At 66.2% G+C, this 16,475-nt stretch carries 17 protein-coding genes and 2 pseudogenes; 13 read left to right on the plus strand and 6 right to left on the minus strand.

Annotation, left to right across the window (positions count from 1 at the left end):
• Positions 1–60 precede the first annotated feature (60 nt).
• Positions 61–741: a response regulator transcription factor gene (locus tag CJ179_RS37135; protein ID WP_095864834.1), complete on the minus strand. Its 681-nt coding sequence runs from the start codon at positions 739–741 to the stop codon at positions 61–63.
• 130 nt (positions 742–871) lie between these two features.
• Here CJ179_RS37135 and CJ179_RS37140 point away from each other — a divergent pair, with 130 nt between their 5' ends.
• From CJ179_RS37140 to CJ179_RS37160, 5 genes are all read left to right on the plus strand, one after another.
• A complete protein-coding gene (locus CJ179_RS37140) occupies positions 872–1,168 on the plus strand; it encodes a hypothetical protein (protein WP_095864759.1) in 297 nt (98 codons plus the stop codon).
• 62 nt (positions 1,169–1,230) lie between these two features.
• Positions 1,231–2,115, plus strand: a complete 885-nt coding sequence (locus CJ179_RS37145; RefSeq protein WP_095864760.1) for an FAD:protein FMN transferase — start codon at positions 1,231–1,233, stop codon at positions 2,113–2,115.
• On the plus strand, positions 2,115–2,672 hold the full coding sequence (locus CJ179_RS37150) for a ferric reductase-like transmembrane domain-containing protein (RefSeq protein ID WP_218834887.1): 558 nt from the start codon (positions 2,115–2,117) through the stop codon (positions 2,670–2,672). The genes CJ179_RS37145 and CJ179_RS37150 overlap by 1 nt, the downstream gene beginning before the upstream one ends.
• Positions 2,669–3,937, plus strand: a complete 1,269-nt coding sequence (locus CJ179_RS37155; RefSeq protein ID WP_095864761.1) for an NADH-ubiquinone oxidoreductase-F iron-sulfur binding region domain-containing protein — start codon at positions 2,669–2,671, stop codon at positions 3,935–3,937. The genes CJ179_RS37150 and CJ179_RS37155 overlap by 4 nt, the downstream gene beginning before the upstream one ends.
• Positions 3,934–4,167: a ferredoxin gene (locus CJ179_RS37160; RefSeq protein WP_007297726.1), complete on the plus strand. Its 234-nt coding sequence runs from the start codon at positions 3,934–3,936 to the stop codon at positions 4,165–4,167. The genes CJ179_RS37155 and CJ179_RS37160 overlap by 4 nt, the downstream gene beginning before the upstream one ends.
• A gap of 64 nt (positions 4,168–4,231) precedes the next feature.
• Here the strand turns inward: CJ179_RS37160 and CJ179_RS53315 are convergent.
• Positions 4,232–4,336 (minus strand): annotated as a pseudogene (locus tag CJ179_RS53315) (class II glutamine amidotransferase); the annotation flags it as partial.
• A gap of 80 nt (positions 4,337–4,416) precedes the next feature.
• Between CJ179_RS53315 and CJ179_RS37170 the strand changes: the two are divergent.
• Complete coding sequence (locus tag CJ179_RS37170) at positions 4,417–4,536, plus strand: hypothetical protein (RefSeq protein ID WP_373560180.1); 120 nt, start codon at positions 4,417–4,419, stop codon at positions 4,534–4,536.
• On the opposite strand, the pseudogene CJ179_RS54215 reads toward CJ179_RS37170, so the two are convergent.
• Positions 4,529–4,717, minus strand: a pseudogene (locus CJ179_RS54215) (hypothetical protein); the annotation flags it as partial. The gene CJ179_RS37170 and the pseudogene CJ179_RS54215 sit on opposite strands and share 8 nt — an antisense overlap.
• 47 nt (positions 4,718–4,764) lie before the next feature.
• Here CJ179_RS54215 and CJ179_RS37175 point away from each other — a divergent pair.
• The gene (locus CJ179_RS37175; RefSeq protein ID WP_095864762.1) at positions 4,765–5,457 is read left to right on the plus strand and encodes an IS6 family transposase; all 693 of its coding nucleotides are present in this window, start codon (positions 4,765–4,767) and stop codon (positions 5,455–5,457) included.
• 405 nt (positions 5,458–5,862) lie between these two features.
• Here the strand turns inward: CJ179_RS37175 and CJ179_RS37180 are convergent, their stop codons facing one another.
• Positions 5,863–6,309 carry a GNAT family N-acetyltransferase gene (locus CJ179_RS37180; RefSeq protein WP_095864763.1) on the minus strand — a complete coding sequence of 149 codons (447 nt, stop codon included), beginning with the start codon at positions 6,307–6,309 and terminating at the stop codon, positions 5,863–5,865.
• Positions 6,310–6,638: 329 nt separating this feature from the next.
• Between CJ179_RS37180 and CJ179_RS37185 the strand changes: the two genes are divergently transcribed.
• From CJ179_RS37185 to CJ179_RS37205, 5 genes are all read left to right on the plus strand, one after another.
• Positions 6,639–7,223 (plus strand): hypothetical protein, encoded by a 585-nt coding sequence (locus tag CJ179_RS37185; RefSeq protein ID WP_179377795.1) that lies wholly within the window; start codon positions 6,639–6,641, stop codon positions 7,221–7,223.
• Positions 7,224–7,409: 186 nt separating this feature from the next.
• Positions 7,410–7,877, plus strand: a complete 468-nt coding sequence (locus CJ179_RS37190) for a hypothetical protein (protein ID WP_095864764.1) — start codon at positions 7,410–7,412, stop codon at positions 7,875–7,877.
• A gap of 3 nt (positions 7,878–7,880) precedes the next feature.
• On the plus strand, positions 7,881–8,558 hold the full coding sequence (locus CJ179_RS37195; protein ID WP_095864765.1) for a zeta toxin family protein: 678 nt from the start codon (positions 7,881–7,883) through the stop codon (positions 8,556–8,558).
• Complete coding sequence (locus tag CJ179_RS37200) at positions 8,522–8,893, plus strand: hypothetical protein (RefSeq protein ID WP_095864766.1); 372 nt, start codon at positions 8,522–8,524, stop codon at positions 8,891–8,893. The genes CJ179_RS37195 and CJ179_RS37200 overlap by 37 nt, the downstream gene beginning before the upstream one ends.
• A gap of 358 nt (positions 8,894–9,251) precedes the next feature.
• Entirely contained in the window at positions 9,252–9,623 is a 372-nt protein-coding gene (locus CJ179_RS37205) for a hypothetical protein (protein ID WP_095864767.1), read from the plus strand.
• Between the two features lie 191 nt (positions 9,624–9,814).
• On the opposite strand, the gene CJ179_RS37210 is transcribed toward CJ179_RS37205, so the two are convergent.
• Positions 9,815–10,798 carry a TrkA family potassium uptake protein gene (locus CJ179_RS37210; RefSeq protein WP_095864768.1) on the minus strand — a complete coding sequence of 328 codons (984 nt, stop codon included), beginning with the start codon at positions 10,796–10,798 and terminating at the stop codon, positions 9,815–9,817.
• A 389-nt stretch (positions 10,799–11,187) separates the two neighbouring features.
• On the opposite strand from CJ179_RS37210, the gene CJ179_RS37215 reads away from it, so the two are divergent.
• Positions 11,188–12,999, plus strand: coding sequence for an amino acid transporter (locus CJ179_RS37215; RefSeq protein WP_257015984.1), 1,812 nt, complete (start codon positions 11,188–11,190; stop codon positions 12,997–12,999).
• Between the two features lie 798 nt (positions 13,000–13,797).
• Here the strand turns inward: CJ179_RS37215 and mgtA are convergent.
• Complete coding sequence (gene mgtA, locus CJ179_RS37220; RefSeq protein ID WP_373560177.1) at positions 13,798–16,458, minus strand: magnesium-translocating P-type ATPase; 2,661 nt, start codon at positions 16,456–16,458, stop codon at positions 13,798–13,800.
• Positions 16,459–16,475: the final 17 nt, after the last annotated feature.

The raw sequence follows: 16,475 nt of genomic DNA on the forward strand, positions 1-16,475 counted from the left end.
CACTGGATGTCGCCGAGTGCCCACGCCTACGTTTGGCGCGAGGTGTGGTACGTGCGGGTGTCATCGGTCACCGAACCGATAGCCGGTTCCGTGGACGGTGCGCACCACGTCGCGTCCGAGCTTGCGTCGCAAGTAGTGCACATAGGTGTCGACGGCGCCTTGTGTGTCGGCGCGATCGAAAACCGACTCGAGTAGTTGGGTTCGGGTGAACACCTGTCGCGGTGAGCTCATCAGGACGGCGAGCAGAGCACACTCTCGTTCGGACAACTCGACGTCAGCTCGCTCTCCGGTCGTATCGCTCACGGTGCGGGTCAGCCGGTCCAGCCGCCACGCGCCGGCGGTGAGGGTTGCGGCGGTGTCGCGTTGTCGACGCAGGAGCGACCGTACCCGTGCAAGCAGCTCGGGCACGTCGAACGGTTTGATCAGATAGTCTTGCGCGCCGGCGTCGAGGCCCTCGACCCGGTCTGTCACCGCGCCGCGAGCCGTGAGGATCAGCACCGGGGTCACGACACCACGGGACCGGAGAACGGCCACCAGTTCGGCGCCGTCCATCACCGGCAGACCGCGGTCGACGATCATCGCATCGTAGTGGCCGATCAGGCTGAGGTGCAGACCTTGTTGCCCGTCGTGTGCGACATCGACCTCGTACCCCTCGTCGGTGAACAGCTCGACGAGCATCGATGAGAGCGCACGATCGTCCTCGACGAGAAGCAGCCTCGGGGCAGCGGTGCGGTCGGCCATGAGTCGAGCCTGCCAGGTCATTTCTTCGAATGCTCCCAGAAACGTCGGTGAGCATTGGTATCGACAGTTGTCGACGCGGCACCTGCATACCGGGAACCGGCGTCGACGTTCATGTGACCGAAGGACTGGCATGGAACAACCGAGGGACGGTTTCGCGCGGGTCGTCGCGGCGACCTGGGTGCTGGTCGGGGCCGGCGTCGTCGGCGTCGTCGGCGCATCCGCTCTGGCATATGCCGATACCTCAACGCATCCTCTGCTGACCGCGGTCGATGCATCGGATCCCGGAGCGACCACGGCGGGGCCCACAGCGCCCGGCCAGGTCCCGACCTCATCGAGTACCGGGGCTGCCACGACGCCGGGATTCGGTTCGGCACCATCGCTGTCCCCGGGTTCCGGTGTGCACCACACCAGTTCGCACGGGTCATGACAGTGACAACCGGCCGTGGACCCACCGGTGAGTTAGTGGCGTCGCGATGGTCACGGTGGGGCATGACCATGCAGATCGTGCTCACCGATCCCGCCGCTCTTTCTCTCGCGCGCGACGAGATCGATGCCGAACTCGATCTCGTCGAGGCTGCGTGCTCGCGATTTCGACCCGATTCGGAGGTCAGCGTGCTCGGCAAGTCGGGCGGCGTGCCCACCGACGTGAGTCCCTTGCTCGCCGAGTTGATCCTGACGGCGCTGACGGCTGCGTGGCGGACCGACGGCGATGTCGATCCGACGGTCGGTGCCGCGGTGGTCGCTCTCGGCTACAACCGGGACTTCGCCGTCCTGAGTGACGAGCCGGCACCATCGGCGACGATCACGACGCCCGCGTCGTGGTCGATGATCGAACTGAGCGACCGCACGGTTACCGTCCCCGACGGTGTACTGCTCGATCTCGGAGCCACTGCCAAGGCCTTTGCCGCCGACCGGTGCGCCCGCCAGGTTGCCGCAATGACCGGCAGCGGCGTTCTCGTCAACCTCGGAGGCGACATCGCCACCGCTGGCAATGCGCCCGCCGGAGGCTGGCAGGTGCTTGTCCACGACACCGCGGACGACCCCGCGAGTCGTATCGCGTTGCCCTCTGGTGCTGCGCTGGCAACCTCGAGCACCACCCGCCGCCGCTGGCGCACCGGGGGAGAAATAGTGCACCACATCCTCGATCCGCGCACCGGAAGGTCGGTGGACCCAGTCTGGCGCACCGTCACCGTCGCGGCCTACACCTGTGTCGATGCGAACACCGTCGCCACCGCAGCCATCGTTCGCAGGCACCGCGCCCTGAACTGGGTGCGCACCCTCGGGTTGCCTGCACGATTCGTCACACGGGATCGCGCGGTGCGCACCGTCGGGGCATGGCCGTCGTCGTATCGAGACGAAAATCGGGGGGGGTAATGGACCAAGCCATGTGGGCCTTGGGGCGAGGCACAGGCATCACAGCACTGGTTTTTCTCACCGTTTCGGTGGCGCTCGGAATCGCGACCCGCTCCGGCCGCCCGATGCTGTCATTGCCGCGGTTTGCGGTCGCTGACGTGCACCGCGCAGCCGCCCTGGCCGGAACAATCCTGGTCGCACTTCACGTGCTGTCTCTGCTCGCAGATCCGTACGCGCAGCTGCGGTTGGTCGATAATTTCGTACCGTTTCTCGGTGCCTACAAACCGTTCTGGCTCGGTCTAGGAACGCTGGCCTTCGACGTTCTGCTCGTCGTCGTCGTGACAAGCGTGCTGCGGCACCGCATCGGCGTGCGACTTTTCCGGGCAGTGCACTGGGGTACGTACGCTCTGTGGCCGATCGCGCTCGCACACGCACTCGGAAATGGAACCGACCCGTCGCACGTGTGGTTTCTCGTCGTCGTGACGGTCTGTGCTTCCACCGTGGTCGCGAGCGTCACCTGGAGACTTCGCGCTGATTTCGTCGAATACGCCACCGCACGGATCAAGGAGTGGCCATGACCGTCGATGCCTTCCCGGAGGAGTCCGGGCCACAACAGGGTCGGCTCTTCGCCGCCGGCGGGCCTTCTCTCGCCGAGCATCATGGACGATTCGGCTCCTTGCCCGAGTTCCGGCGGCCGGGTGCGCTGGCGGCACTGCTCGACGAAGCCGGGCTCGTCGGACGTGGCGGCGCCGGGTTCCCGACGGGTCGCAAGATCTCCACGGCGACCGGACGCGGCGCGATCGCGATCGGCAACGGGGCCGAAGGTGAACCTGAGAGCCGCAAGGACGCAACCCTGCTCGCACACGCCCCCCATCTCGTTCTCGACGGGCTGATCCTGGCCGGCGAGGCGATCGGGGCTCGTGAACTGTTCCTATACGTCCCGACCCGCGCTCTGGCCACTGTTCGTGCCGCGCTCGACGAGCGGCACGACGCCCGCTGGCACCGACCCTACGTGAATGTGATCGAGGCACCCGATACGTTCGTCGCCGGCGAGAAGTCGGCGGTCGTCAGCCGTGTCGAGGGCGGTCCGGCGCTGCCCCGCGATCAGCTCGCCAGCACCGCGGTCTCCGGCGTTCGAGGGCGACCGACGCTGGTGCAGAACGTGGAGACACTGGCTCATATCGGCTTGATTGCGCGATACGGACCTCGCTGGTTCCGGTCGGTCGGCGATCCGTCCGAGCCCGGGACGATGCTGGTCACCCTCTCGGGCGCCGTCCGCGCCGGCGGTGTCGTCGAGGTACCTACCGGTGTCTCGATAGCGGAGCTGATCAGTCACGACGGAGGTACCGACCTGCGGACCCTGCGGTCCGTGCTCGTCGGGGGCTATCACGGCACCTGGCTCACACTGGCCTCGCTCGGTGACTTCCATCTCTGCCGCCCATCAATGGCACGCGCGGGGGCGAGTCCCGGTGCCGGGATCGTCCATGCGCTCGCGATCGGTGACTGCGGCCTGGCCCGATCGGCCGACATCGTCACCTACCTCGCCGAGCAGAGTGCCGGCCAATGCGGGCCGTGCATCAATGGCCTGCCCCGGCTGGCTCAGTTGCTGACCGAGCTCGCCTACGGCACCGCCACCGCCACGGGAGCCGCCACCGAGATTCGCCGAATAGCTGATCTCGTCGATGGGCGTGGTTCGTGCCGGCACCCAGACGGCACCGCCCGTTTCGTCCGCAGCGCACTCGACGTCTTCGCCTCCGACATCCTCCTTCACAATGACGGACAGTGTGAGGCCCTGCTGACAACCGTCACTGGCCACGACTCCCGAAAGGAGTCCCGCGTATGACCACCCGCACCGCCCCACACATGCGCCTGCACATCAACTGGACCCAGTGCGATGGTCGGGGACTCTGCACCGAACTGCTCCCCGGAATCCTCGGGCGAGACGATTGGGGCTACCCCGTGCCCCTCGATCACACCCACGAACCTCACATCCCGGCCGGCTGCGCAGCAGAGGCCGCCGCCGCAGTCAGACTCTGCCCGCGACTGGCCTTGACCTTGATGACCGCACCGTGACGACAGTTGTCGGACAAAAGTATGGTGTAGCCGGCGATGGCCCGGCTGTGATCATCGCGATGACAGTCGTCGTCGCCCCGAGGAGGGAGTGCAGGCTCTGGTCGATCAGGGAGTGGTGGCGCCAGAACAGCCGATCGTGCGCGCGAATCGGTTTGCCCGAGTACACCATCCACCTTCAGATGCATCAACCGGCATGGAACCATGCCTGTGATTGACTACTTCCCGCTGATCGCACTGCTCCGACGGCGCATGTCCGACGAGGAGGAGGTCCGCGACATCACCACAGCACTCGTCGAGCGGGGCGACCTCCCCATCAACAAGACCAACATCCAGACGATGATCCCAAGGGACCAACGAGATGCTCGGTGAACTCCATGAATCTCGTTGCGTCCCGCGCCTTGAGGTAGGCGTAGATGGAGTGCATCCACGCCTTGCGGTGCAACACGGCGGTGCTCGTCAGGACCCCGTCCAGATCGAACACCACGACGGTGATCGAATCGGGCAAAACCGGCACGCCACTGGAAGGGGCCGTAAGCAATTGAAAGGGCATTGTCAAGTTGTTGAGATCGGACCATCTGGGATGATCCGGTGGTGTCTATGTACAAGGGTTTCCGGTTTCCGCGGGAGATCATCTCCCACTGTGTGTGGCTGTACCACCGGTTCCCGCTCAGCTTCCGCGAGATCGAGCTGCTCATGCTCGCCCGCGGGATCGTTGTGTCGTACGAAACGATCCGCACATGGTGCACGAAGTTCGGCCCCGAATACGCGGCGGGCCTGCGGCGGCGTCAGCCCCAACCGGGTGACAAGTGGCATCTCGACGAGGTGTTCATCAAGGTCAACGGGGTCCGGAAGTACTTGTGGCGGGCCGTCGATCAGCACGGCAACGTCATCGACATCTTGATCCAATTTAAGCGGGACGGGAAGGCAGCGACCAGGTTCTTCCGGAAGATCCTGAAACGGCATGGCCGCAGCCCGCGGGTGCTGGTCACCGACCAACTCGCCAGCTACCAGGTCGCCCACCGGATCACCATTTCGAAGACCGAGCACCGGCAATCGAAATATCTCAACAATCGGGCCGAGAACTCCTATCAACCGACCCGCCAACGCAAACGGGCGATGAAAGGCTTCCGCTCGGTGGGCTCAGCCCAGAGATTTCTGTCCTCGTTCAGCCGCATCTCTCCACACTTTCGGCCGCACCGGCACCGGATGACCGCCACCGACTACCGCACCGAGATACGCACCCGATTCCAGGTGTGGAATCAGGTCACCGAACAGGCCCCCGCGGCCTGACCAACCGGTCACCCATGATGCCCGACGCACCCTGAACCGGTTGCACCCCAGACAACTTGACAGCGCCTGTGCGACGGTGTCGTTGACCGCGCAGTCGACGGTGGCACCTTGGTCGTGCATCAGCTGCCGGGTGATCAGCGATTCGAGGAGGCTGTGGTACATCGCGAGGTAGTCGGGTCGGTCCAGCTTGGCCAGGACGTGGTGGGCGGGCGCGAGTGCGCCGAGCAGCCAGTCACCGGCGAAGGAGGGCACACCGAGATCGCGTGCGAGGAGGTCGGCGAGGGTGGATTTTGCCGGTGCCGGACAGACCTGTCAGGACGATCACCTGGCTGCTCATGTCTTGGATCGTCCTCCATCAGCGTTCGTGGTGTCACACGTACTCGATGATCGTTCTGGCCGTGATGATCACCGTTGTGGCGAGCAGTTGGATGGGGGCCGGCGGACGAGGAACCTTTCGACGCCGGGGTACTTCTCTCCGAGTGATGTGCTGGTGAACCCGGTCTTCTCGTAGAAGTGAACTGCGTCGGCGTCGGTTTCCGCGGTGAGCGGGATGCTGGGATGGCGTGCGTGCACCCAGTGGATGAGGGCTGTGCCGATGCCGTGTTGTCGGCAGTGGGGGTCGGTGGCGAGGTGCAGCAGCGTCGTCCGATCGGGTGCGGCGCTGTATCCGATCACACCGACCGGCAGCCGGGAGGATCGGGCGACGGCGAGGACCGCGGATCCGGTCCGATAGGGCAGGAGCGCCACGTCGAGGCGGTCCCGATCTTCCGTTCCCACCGCATGCGTCAGGAGCGCGACGACGCCGTCGGCGTCGAGTTCGGTCTCGTCGATGGCGATACGAGTTGCGCTCACGTGACCACGTTAGGCCGAGGTGTTCTCGACGGTACCCATCGATTCGAATCCCCCCCGCGATGACCGCGCGGGCGGGTGGTGTCGAGTGGTGCCGATGATCGACCCCGAACCAGCGGTGAGCCCGTCCGTCTCGGTGACGTACGGCGTGCGGCGGTTGTCGGTGAAGCCGATTGCAAGAGGTGGTGACCAGCAGCTGGTCGTGAGTCGAACACGGTTGTTGCGTTCTCTACGGCTTTCGCGCGGGCACGACACGGGGCTGCTCTCCGCAGCTTCGTCGGTGTGGGCGTGGCACCGGGATGTCTGCCGGTCAGGTGGCTAGCCTCGGGGAGGTGAGTGGGAGCGAGCGGGTGGTGATGGTCGACATCGACGGCGGTGTGGCGGACCTGTCGGCGTTCACTCACCTCCTGACCGCGGCTAATTCGGATGGGGGCCGCTGGCAGGCGTGGCAGCGGTTCTTCGACAATGTCGGACAGGCGGCAGTGGTCGAGGCGGGCCGGGATGTGGTGGAGGTGGTGGCCGGGCTGGGGTTCGTGGTGGTGTATTCGACGACTCGGCCCGTCTCGTACGCGGAGCAGACCCGGATGTGGCTGGGTGAGAACGGCTTTCCACCGGGGCGAGCACTGTTGTGTCGGGCTCGTGGCGATCACCGTACGGCCGTCGAGGTCAAGGCCGGCCATTGCCGGGCCGTCGGGCGATGGTTGTCGGCGTTCGTCGACGACGAACCGGGGACCGTAGACGCATTGCGGTCCCGCGGGGTGCGGGCGCACTCCTTCGAGGAGCTGTCCGGGCTGCGGGTGCGGAAGCTGCGCGCCACGCTGACCGCTGGGGGAGGTGGGAGACCGACCGGTCACAGGGTGCATCGACCACGCGGTCAGAGCCACACGGTGCGCCGCACCGCAGACGCGGCAGGCTGACACAGGGAGAGGACTGAGCCGTCCTGCGGACCGGTGGGCCGCGAGCGGAGCGGAACCACGCGGGCGCTGGTTGCCGTGTCACCGGCCCCGGCGGCGCGACGGGTAGAGGGGCCCGCGCTGAGCTGTTGTGGCGTCCTTTACTGCCTGGTCCTGCGGGTATAAGATTGCTTATAGGGGAGGTGGGTTATGACGATCATGATGGACCGGGACCGGTTGTTTTCCAGCATGGCCGAGAACCGGGCGCGTGAGGTGGTCGCGCATATCGGTTTCCTGCGTAACCTGCGGCAACTGTACGAGGGCGGGGTCACCCAGACACGGCTGGCGGAGGTCAACGGTGTCAGCCAGCCCGCGATCAGCCAGATGCTCCAGCGGGCCCGCGTCGAGGCGCCGGATGTCCGTCCCGGCACCCACGGCGGCACCGCCTATGAGGTCGCCGCGAGGTGCGCGGCCGGCGAGATCGATCCAGCGATGATGCGCGCCGAGCTGATCGGCTGGGAGTACGACAAACCCCTAGCGTCGAGCGCGTACCCCGACGTCGATGACGTCCGCCCCCAGTCGGAGGGTGGCTTCAACCACCAGGTCGGCCGCGCGCTCACCCACGGGTTCCTCACCGACGAGGACTACGACCTGATCCTCGACGCACTGGCCGACTGACCTGTGCCGACCCCTAAATTTGAGGATCGCCGTGCCTTCCTCGCCTCGCTGTCCACCCCGGGCGGCCTGCTGACGATCGACGCCCCGCACGCCACGGTCAACGACCGCCGGTACTTCCGTCGAATCAAGGGTGAACCGATCCCCACCCGGCCGCGGTTGCGGCTGCATGAGCGGATCCTCGCGGACTGGCGAGGATCGCGCACGCAGGTCCGCCGAGACCGGGTTTCGATCCTGATGGCCGGCCCGCCCGGCGCCGGCAAATCCACCGTCCAGGCCCATCTGGTGGGGAAGCACCCGCAGGGGTGGCGGCATCTGGATGCGGACGAGTTCAAACTCCGCCTCCTCGCGGCCTCCGTCGCCGACGGGTCGCTGCAGCAACTGCTGCCCGAGGAGCTTCGCGTGGCGCCGGGGCAGCCGAGCCGGTTCTATCCGAACGAGCTGTGCGCGCTGGTGCACATCGAGTCGAATCTTCTGCTCGAAACGGCCGTGGCACAGTCGCTGTCGGTGGGGGAGAACGTGATCATCGACGGCACGATGGCCTGGAAGCCGTGGGTGACCGAGTTGGTGACCCGACTCGAGCGGGAGCACTACACAATCCACATCGCCGACTCGAAGCCTCCCGGGAGGTTGCCGCCGCCCGGATCGTGCACCGGTGGCAGCAGGGCCTGGCCGCCGCCCTGAATACGTCAGACACCGACCCGGCGGCCCGGATGGGTGGGCGGTGGCTCCCGATCTCGGCCGTCGACCGGCTGTTCACCGACAAGCGGCTTCCCGACGGCAAACCGCTGCACGGCAGGTCCGTCAGCGAGGTCAACGCCCGGGAAATCAGCGAGGAATCGCCGGCCGTCACCCGCTACGACCTCTACCGCACCCTCGCGGTGGACCGGGGACCGCAGCACGTCGAACGCCGTGAACGCGCCGTGGGTGGTCAGATGGAACGAACGTGGGGTGCAACGGATTCGCCGGACCCTGAGTCCGTGAGCCGAACACCGGAACCGGAGATCGATCACACGTGACGGGCGTCCATTCAGCGCCGTGAGATGCGCGAAGAACACCTGGCTGCCCGGAGCGAAGCCGCGGCGACCTCGCCTGAGTCGAACCGTGCAATCCTGTTCCCACTCCCAGGAGCGGTGACTGATGGCCCATATTGGAGGGTTTGGCCGATATCGGTGCCTGCGCTAAGCGAAGCCATCGTCTCCCACAGACACGTTCCGGCGGCGCGAGTACCGAATAGGGCCTCTGCCGCGGGCGAGACCAAGGGCCAGGGCACCGCTGCGGGTCCTCGGCACCCTTCCCACTGCGGTGAGGACGCCCCGTCGGGACCCGGCCCTGTGACAGCGTCACTACAGCCCGCGCCGGCGTTACGATCGGACCATGGGACCGGGCGCCGCGGCGCGAGCGCTGATACGGGCCACCTACCGGCTCGTTCGTTTCCCGTTCCACCTGGTCGACGAGGTGGTGCTGCCGGTGATCTTCGACGAGCAGGCACCGGTGCGGCGGGCGTACGGGAAGTTCCTCCTCGACTGCGACGGTGCCGTGGCGTATCTCCTCGCCGACGACACGGCGACGGTCCGTGCCACCTTCCTCCGTGGACGCAGCGCCGCCTTCCACGACGCGATCGCCCGCCACCCCAGTAGCATCCACACCGAATCCGACGTCGTGATGGTGCACCACCGGGCACGTTTCCGAGAACGCCGCCGCGCCACGTGCCCGCCCGGAAACTCGACAACCCTCCCGCCCCGGTAATGCCCCCTGGACTGAGGCATGTGACGGAAATCGATCCTTATCCGATACAGCCTCTGCACAGTAGATTCGCCTTGTAAATGGCGTCGAAAACTCGTCTTGTCGACTGCTGACGGCGCCGGCCGACGAACATCGGGAGCGAAGCTCCGACCGACCGCTGTAGCGGCGTTCGAGGTGGCGGTATCTGGTGTGCGTCAGGGGTTGACGTGGCGGCGTATCGCATCGAGTTCGTCGGGTGTGCCGAGCGTAATGAGGATCGTTCCGGGGTCGAGGCGGAGAGTGGGTGCCGGGTTGGCGACGAATTGGCCGGAGACGGCACGGATCGCGAGAAGTAGTGCACCTCGATCCTGCAGTCCCATCTGCCCCAGCGTGTACCCCAACCACGGTGAGGACGGGCCAACCGTGATCTCCTCCATGCGGTAGTCCAGGCTGTCGTCGTGCATCACCACGTCGAAGAATTCGGCCACGTGGGGTTGCAGTGCGAAGGAGCCCATTCTGCGGCCGCCGATCAGTTGCGGGTTGACCACCCGGTTGGCGCCGGCGCGCATCAGTTTGGACATCGGCCCCTCGTTGCGGGCGCGGGCGATGATGATCAGGTCGGGGCGCAGCGCCCGGCTCGAGAGGGTGACGTAGACGTTGTCGGCGTCGGTGTCGAGTGCCGAAATCAACGCGTGCGCTTTCGCGATGCCCGCAGCTTCCAGGGTGCGGTCGTCGGTGACGTCGCCGATCACGGTGGGATGCTCGAGATCTCGCAGTCGCTCGGGATCACGGTCGATAACCACGATCTCACGGCCGAGGGTATCGAGATACTGCGCGCTCGCGGTGCCCACCCGGCCCCATCCGCAGATGATGATGTGGCCGGTCATCCGGCTGATGCGTCGGTCCATTCGCCGTCTTTCCATGTGCTGGCGCAGGTGGCCTTCGATGAGCGCCTCGAGGAGGACGCCGAACATGTAGAGCGCGGTGCCGACCCCCGCCAGGATGAGAATCATGGTGAATAACTGTCCGACGCCGGTGAGCGGGTGTACCTCGCGGAATCCGACGGTCGTGATCGTGGTGACGGTCTGATAGAGCGCGTCCTCGGCCCCGAAGCCGAGGATGAGGTAGCCGGCCGTACCGGCGACGACCACCAGCGCAAACGCCAATAACGCTCGACCGATTCGACCCAGAGGGCTCACCGCCCTGATTCTTCTCCCCGGACCAGCCGGGTGAGGGCATTTGGGGCATCACTTCACCTCCCGGCGACCGGGATGTCCGGTATGGGCGTATTGCGTGCGGAACATTCTGCGCCCCTGCCGATCCGGGCAATGCGGACATGAGCGGTCTGTGTCGCGCTGTGCGGGTAGCGGCGTGGCACGCTTTGTCCGCAGCACCGCCGGTGCTCGGTGGTTGTGGTCGGGCGGGTCGGAGGACGGGTGTGGACGTGGCAGCGAGGTCATCGGCATCGTCGGTGAAGCGGCAGGCTCGAGCCTGGTTGCTCGAGGACATCACCGAGGAACCGGCCGGGCATCAGGGTCCGCACCGGACGGCGTCGAAACAAGAGCACAAACATCCCTGGTGGAAGGTGATGTGCCTGACCGGCGTCGACTACTTTTCGACGCTCGGCTACCAGCCCGGGATCGCTGCCCTGGCGGCCGGAACCCTGGCCCCGCTGGCGACCGTCGTGCTCATCGCGCTCACCCTGCTCGGCGCCCTGCCCGTCTACCGGCGCGTGGCCCGCGAAAGCCCCCGCGGGGAAGGGTCCATCGCGATGCTCGAGAAACTCCTTCCCCAATGGGGCGGCAAACTTTTCGTGCTGGTACTGCTCGGGTTCGCCGCCACCGATTTCCTGATCACGATGACCCTGTCCGCCGCCGATGCCAGCGCGCATCTGATCGAGAACCCCTTCACCCCGCACTTCTTCTCTGAGCACGCGGTCGCCGTGACGCTGGTGCTGCTGGCGCTGCTGTCCGCGGTGTTCCTGCGCGGGTTCACCGAGGCCATCGGCATCGCCGTCGCCCTGGTCGCCGTGTACCTGGCACTCAACCTGGTGGTCATTGCCACCGGCCTCTGGCACGTGATCTCCGCCCCGTCCCTGGTCACCGACTGGACCTCGGCGATGACGACCGAACACGGCAACCCGGCGATGATGATCCTGCTCGCGTTGATCGTTTTCCCCAAACTCGCCCTCGGCCTGTCCGGCTTCGAGACCGGGGTGGCCGTGATGCCCCAGATCCAGGGCGAACGAAGTGACACGGACGCCAATCCGGAAGGCCGTATTCGCGGCGCCCGCACACTGCTGACCACCGCTGCGCTGACCATGAGCGGGTTCCTGCTCACCTCGAGCGTGGTTACCACCATCCTGATTCCGGAGGACGAGTTTCAACCCGGCGGGCAAGCCAACAGTCGCGCGCTGGCCTACCTGGCCCACCTGTACCTCGGCGAAGCCTTCGGCACCGTCTATGACGTGAGCACGATCTTGATTCTGTGGTTCGCCGGCGCCTCGGCGATGGCGGGGCTGCTCAATCTCGTTCCGCGCTACCTTCCCCGGTACGGGATGGCGCCGGCCTGGGCGCGGGCGGTCCGCCCGCTGGTGCTGGTCTTCACCGTGATCGCGGTGACCGTCACCGTGTACTTCGACGCCGACGTCGATTCCCAGAGCGCCGCCTACGCCACCGGTGTCCTGGTGCTGATCACCTCGGCCACCGTCGCCGTCACCCTGTCCGCTCGCCGCCACGGTCAGCATCGCCGGGTGATCGCATACAGCGCCATCGCCGCCGTGTTCGCCTACACCACCGTCGCCAACATCGTCGAACGCCCCGACGGGGTGAAAGTGGCGGGATTCTTCATCGCCGCGATTATCGTCATCTCCTTGCTTTCCCGGATCTCCCGGTCCTTCGAGCTGCGGGCCACCTCCGTCGAGTTCGACGAAACCGCGCTCCGATTCCTCACCGAGGCCGCCGCCACCGGCACCGTCGACATCGTCGCGCACGACACCGACCGCCTCGACGAGGACGAATACCGTCACAAGGAAACCCAGCAACGGGCCGAAAGCCATATCCCCGAATCCGACTCCATCCTCTTCCTCGAAGTGAACGTCACCGACTCCTCCGACTTCAGCACCGACCTCGTCGTCCACGGCCGCCAACGCGGCAAATACCGGATTCTATGGGTCGACAGTCCCGCGATCCCCAACACAATTGCCGCCGTCCTGCTTCGAATCCGGGACATCACCGGCGTCAACCCGGATGTGTACTTCGAATGGACCGAAGGCAACCCGCTCGTCAACCTGCTCCGGTTCCTGTTCATCGGCGAAGGGGAAGTCGCCCCGGTAGCCCGAGAAGTGCTCCGGCGGGCAGAGCCGAACCGGCAGCAGCGACCGCACGCGCACGTCGGATGAAGCTCTCAAATCCGGGAGAATCGGACGCATCACCGTTTCGAACATGGCCCATACAGACGCAGAGGGTCCTCGCGGACCGCTGGCGGTGTCTAGAGCCGAGCGGGTAGCCCACTCGATGCCGACGCCCTGCCTGTCACATGGAATGTGCCTTTGGGGCGACCCATTGACCACCAGCACCTTGCCATCTATTGCCTCGGCCCGGTCCACTGGGTAACCATCCGCGAAGCCTTCCACGCACCGTCGGGCACACCGACGCCCGAGATGTGCTGCGCTTCCACGAATCCGAGTCCATGGACGAAAATTATGCGTCCGCGGCGCCGCAGCCGTCACCGCATGCCTTCACGCGGTGTCCACCACGCTGGCCGAGGTCGACGCGATCGTGGCTGCCCCGGCCCGCCTGGGATTCCGGGCGGACTTGGCGGGACAGCTGGGGATACCCGACGGATCACTGTCGCCGACGACGAGCGCATGCACACCGCAGCACTGGTTGCCGGACTCGACCAGGGCGACCATCGCCTGCCCGCTGGCACCCGCACCTTGTTCGTCGCCGCGGGTGGGGCGTGACCGCGGGCGCCGCCCTCTATTACGAGCCGCCGGTGTCCGTGTCGTACAAAATGAACTGACGCAATCGCAGAAGGTAGTCGACGAACTCCCCCGACGTGCGTACTTGTGGACCGGTCCTGTGGGAGACACGGTCGGAAGACGTGAGACAGCCGGCGGTGCTTGTGATGGGTGCCCCGCCATTCCCTGACGTGCTGGGAGTCGTGGAAATTCGCTCCGGAGACACCTGACGAGGGTTTACTGCGTTGCAGGGGGGACGGCGGCGGCCGAGCTGAAGCGGGCGGCCCGCCGGTGCACCCGGTGCGGATGATTGCGCCACCGCGGCGGGGGGAGATGACGGATCGGCTCCGAATAGAAGACGGCTTTGCCGAACTCGATCAACACCAGATACGCAATGACCATTGCGACGAGAACGAGGAAGAACCCGACCGGTAAGGCAGTGAAGCCCAGCTCCGTCGCCCAGGGCGACATCGTGACGGCAACTCCGACTGCAAGGACGCCGGCCACCGTGGCCACCAGCACCGGACTGGGTCGACTGCGCAGGAACGGAATCCGTCTGGTGCGGATCGCGAACACGATCAGCGTCTGCGTGGCGAGTGACTCGACGAACCAGCCGGTGTGGAACAGTTCCGGCCCGGCATGGAACATCCCCAGCATGATGGCAAAGGTCACGAAGTCGAACAGGGAGCTGATCGGCCCGAAGAACAGCATGAACCGGCGGATGAACGCGATATCCCAGTGCGAGGGAGCATGAAGCTGTTCGGTGTCCACCCGGTCGGCGGGGATCGCGAGCTGGCTGGTGTCGTAGAGAAGGTTGTTCAGCAGGATCTGCCCCGGCAGCATCGGGAGGAACGGCAGTACCGCGGAGGCCGCTGCGGCGCTGAACATGTTCCCGAAGTTGCTCGACGTGCTCATCAACACGTACTTGATCGTGTTGGTGAACGTACGCCGTCCTTCCGTGACGCCGTCCGCGAGCACACCGAGGTCTTTCTCGAGCAACACCACATCGGCGGCGTCCTTCGCGACGTCGGTGCCGGAATCGACGGAGATGCCGACGTCCGCCGCGTGCAGGGCAAGCGCGTCGTTCACGCCATCGCCGAGGAACCCGACAGCCCGGCCATGGGTGCGCAAGGCGTTGACCAGGCGCGCCTTCTGTTCCGGGGACACTCGGGCGAACACGGTGTGCCCGACTGCGGCATCGCCCAGTGCCGTGTCGTCGAGGCCCTCCAATTCGGCGCCCGTGATGCTGCCGGTGGAGGTCAAACCGAGTTCCGCGCAAACCTTTTCGGCGACTTTTGGGTTGTCGCCGGTGGCCACCTTGACGGTGATCCCCAGGTCGGCGAGCCTCGCCAACGACGGTGTGGCGGACGTTTTCGGCTGGTCCAGAAAGACGAGGAATCCGGTCAGGGTGAGATCGCGCTCGTCGCCGACCTCGATCCGGTCGTGGGCGACACCGACCGGTTTCGCGGCGACCGCGACGACCCGGTTACCCTGCGCGAACAGTGTGTCGAGCATCGACCGGGCGGCCGTCCCGGCCTCCGCACACCGTTCGAGCACCGTTTCGGGGGCACCCTTGACCACGATCGTCCGGGTCCCGCCGGGCCCGCACACCAACGACGACGTCATGCGCCGCTGATGATCGAACGGTAAGGTCGCCAGCCTGGTGTAGGCGTCGGCGACGGGACCGGTCGATCCGGCGGCGGCCCAGAGTGCGGTGTCGAGCGGATTGGTTCCGAGATGGCCGGCGGACGCCGCCTCTACTTCGGTGGCGAGCAGGCCCTCGAGAAGCGCGTCCGGTGCGGGACCGCCATGAGGGTCGAGCGCCTCGACGAAACTGATGCGGCCGTCGGTGAGGGTGCCGGTCTTGTCGGTGACCAGGATGTCGATATCACCCAGGTCCTCGATACACACCAGTCGTTTGACCAACACCTTCCGCTGGGCCAGTCGCCGGGAACCGGCGGCCAATGCGGTGCTGACCACGGCAGGAAGCAACTGGGGGGTGACACCGATGGCAATCGCGAGGGAAAACAGCAGCGACTCGATCAGCGAGCGGCGAAGGAGCAGGTTGGTCACCAGGATCAACGTCGTCAGGGCGAACGCCACCTGCAGAAGCAGGGCAGAGAAGCGGCGCAGTCCGGCCTGGAATTCGGTTTCCGGTTCCCGTTCCCCGAGCCCCACGGCGATGCGCCCGAACTCGGCGTCCGCGCCGGTGGCGACCACCACTCCGGTGCCGGTGCCGGCGTGCACGATGGTTCCCATCAAGGCGCAGCTCGTGAGATCGCCGAGGGAGCTGTCCGTCGGCACCGGGTGGGCCGTTTTCGTCGCCGGAGTGGACTCTCCGGTCAGCACACTCTCCTCGCACTCGAGATCCGCGGTGTCCAGGAGCCGCAGGTCGGCGGGAACGACCTCACCGAGAACGAGGCGGACGATGTCTCCGGGTACCAGGGTGATGACATCCACCCGGATCGGGGTGCCGTCCCGGAGCACCATGGCGGTGTGCCGCATCCGCGAATGCAGGGCAGCGCTGGCCTTTGCGGCCCGGTACTCGTTGACGAACCCGAGACCGACGCTGCCGAGCAGAATGGTCCCGATGATCAGTGCGTCGCTGCGGTCGCCCAGAAAATACGATGCCACTGCGGTGAGGGCCAGCAGGAGTAGCAGAGCGCTGCGCAGTTGTCGTCCGAGAACCGCGAATGCGTTGACTCTGTAGGTTCGCACGGAATTCGGTCCGGAGCGGTCCAACCGTCTTGCGGCCTCGGCGGCCGCCAAGCCGCGGCGCGACGACTCGAGCGTGTGGAGAACATCGTCTGCGGCATCGGATGCCGCCGCCCCCACGGGAAGGTGGGTGGGCGAGGGTCCTCCCGCGTCCACTGTTGGTCGGCGCGTTCGTGTGCTCACGGGGGTACGCCTCGCTG

Origin of the sequence: Rhodococcus sp. ACS1 (assembly GCF_002300155.1) — a bacterium.
Classification (GTDB): domain Bacteria; phylum Actinomycetota; class Actinomycetes; order Mycobacteriales; family Mycobacteriaceae; genus Rhodococcus_F; species Rhodococcus_F koreensis.

Bases quoted from the DNA above. Each gene is read 5' to 3' on its own strand.
- CJ179_RS37135 (WP_095864834.1), bottom strand. From the start codon at position 741: ATGGCCGACCGCACCGCTGCCCCGAGGCTGCTTCTCGTCGAGGACGAT.
- CJ179_RS37140 (WP_095864759.1), top strand. From the start codon at position 872: ATGGAACAACCGAGGGACGGTTTCGCGCGGGTCGTCGCGGCGACCTGG.
- CJ179_RS37145 (WP_095864760.1), top strand. From the start codon at position 1,231: ATGACCATGCAGATCGTGCTCACCGATCCCGCCGCTCTTTCTCTCGCG.
- CJ179_RS37150 (WP_218834887.1), top strand. From the start codon at position 2,115: ATGGACCAAGCCATGTGGGCCTTGGGGCGAGGCACAGGCATCACAGCA.
- CJ179_RS37155 (WP_095864761.1), top strand. From the start codon at position 2,669: ATGACCGTCGATGCCTTCCCGGAGGAGTCCGGGCCACAACAGGGTCGG.
- CJ179_RS37160 (WP_007297726.1), top strand. From the start codon at position 3,934: ATGACCACCCGCACCGCCCCACACATGCGCCTGCACATCAACTGGACC.
- CJ179_RS37170 (WP_373560180.1), top strand. From the start codon at position 4,417: ATGTCCGACGAGGAGGAGGTCCGCGACATCACCACAGCACTCGTCGAG.
- CJ179_RS37175 (WP_095864762.1), top strand. From the start codon at position 4,765: ATGTACAAGGGTTTCCGGTTTCCGCGGGAGATCATCTCCCACTGTGTG.
- CJ179_RS37190 (WP_095864764.1), top strand. From the start codon at position 7,410: ATGACGATCATGATGGACCGGGACCGGTTGTTTTCCAGCATGGCCGAG.
- CJ179_RS37205 (WP_095864767.1), top strand. From the start codon at position 9,252: ATGGGACCGGGCGCCGCGGCGCGAGCGCTGATACGGGCCACCTACCGG.
- CJ179_RS37215 (WP_257015984.1), top strand. From the start codon at position 11,188: ATGTGCCTGACCGGCGTCGACTACTTTTCGACGCTCGGCTACCAGCCC.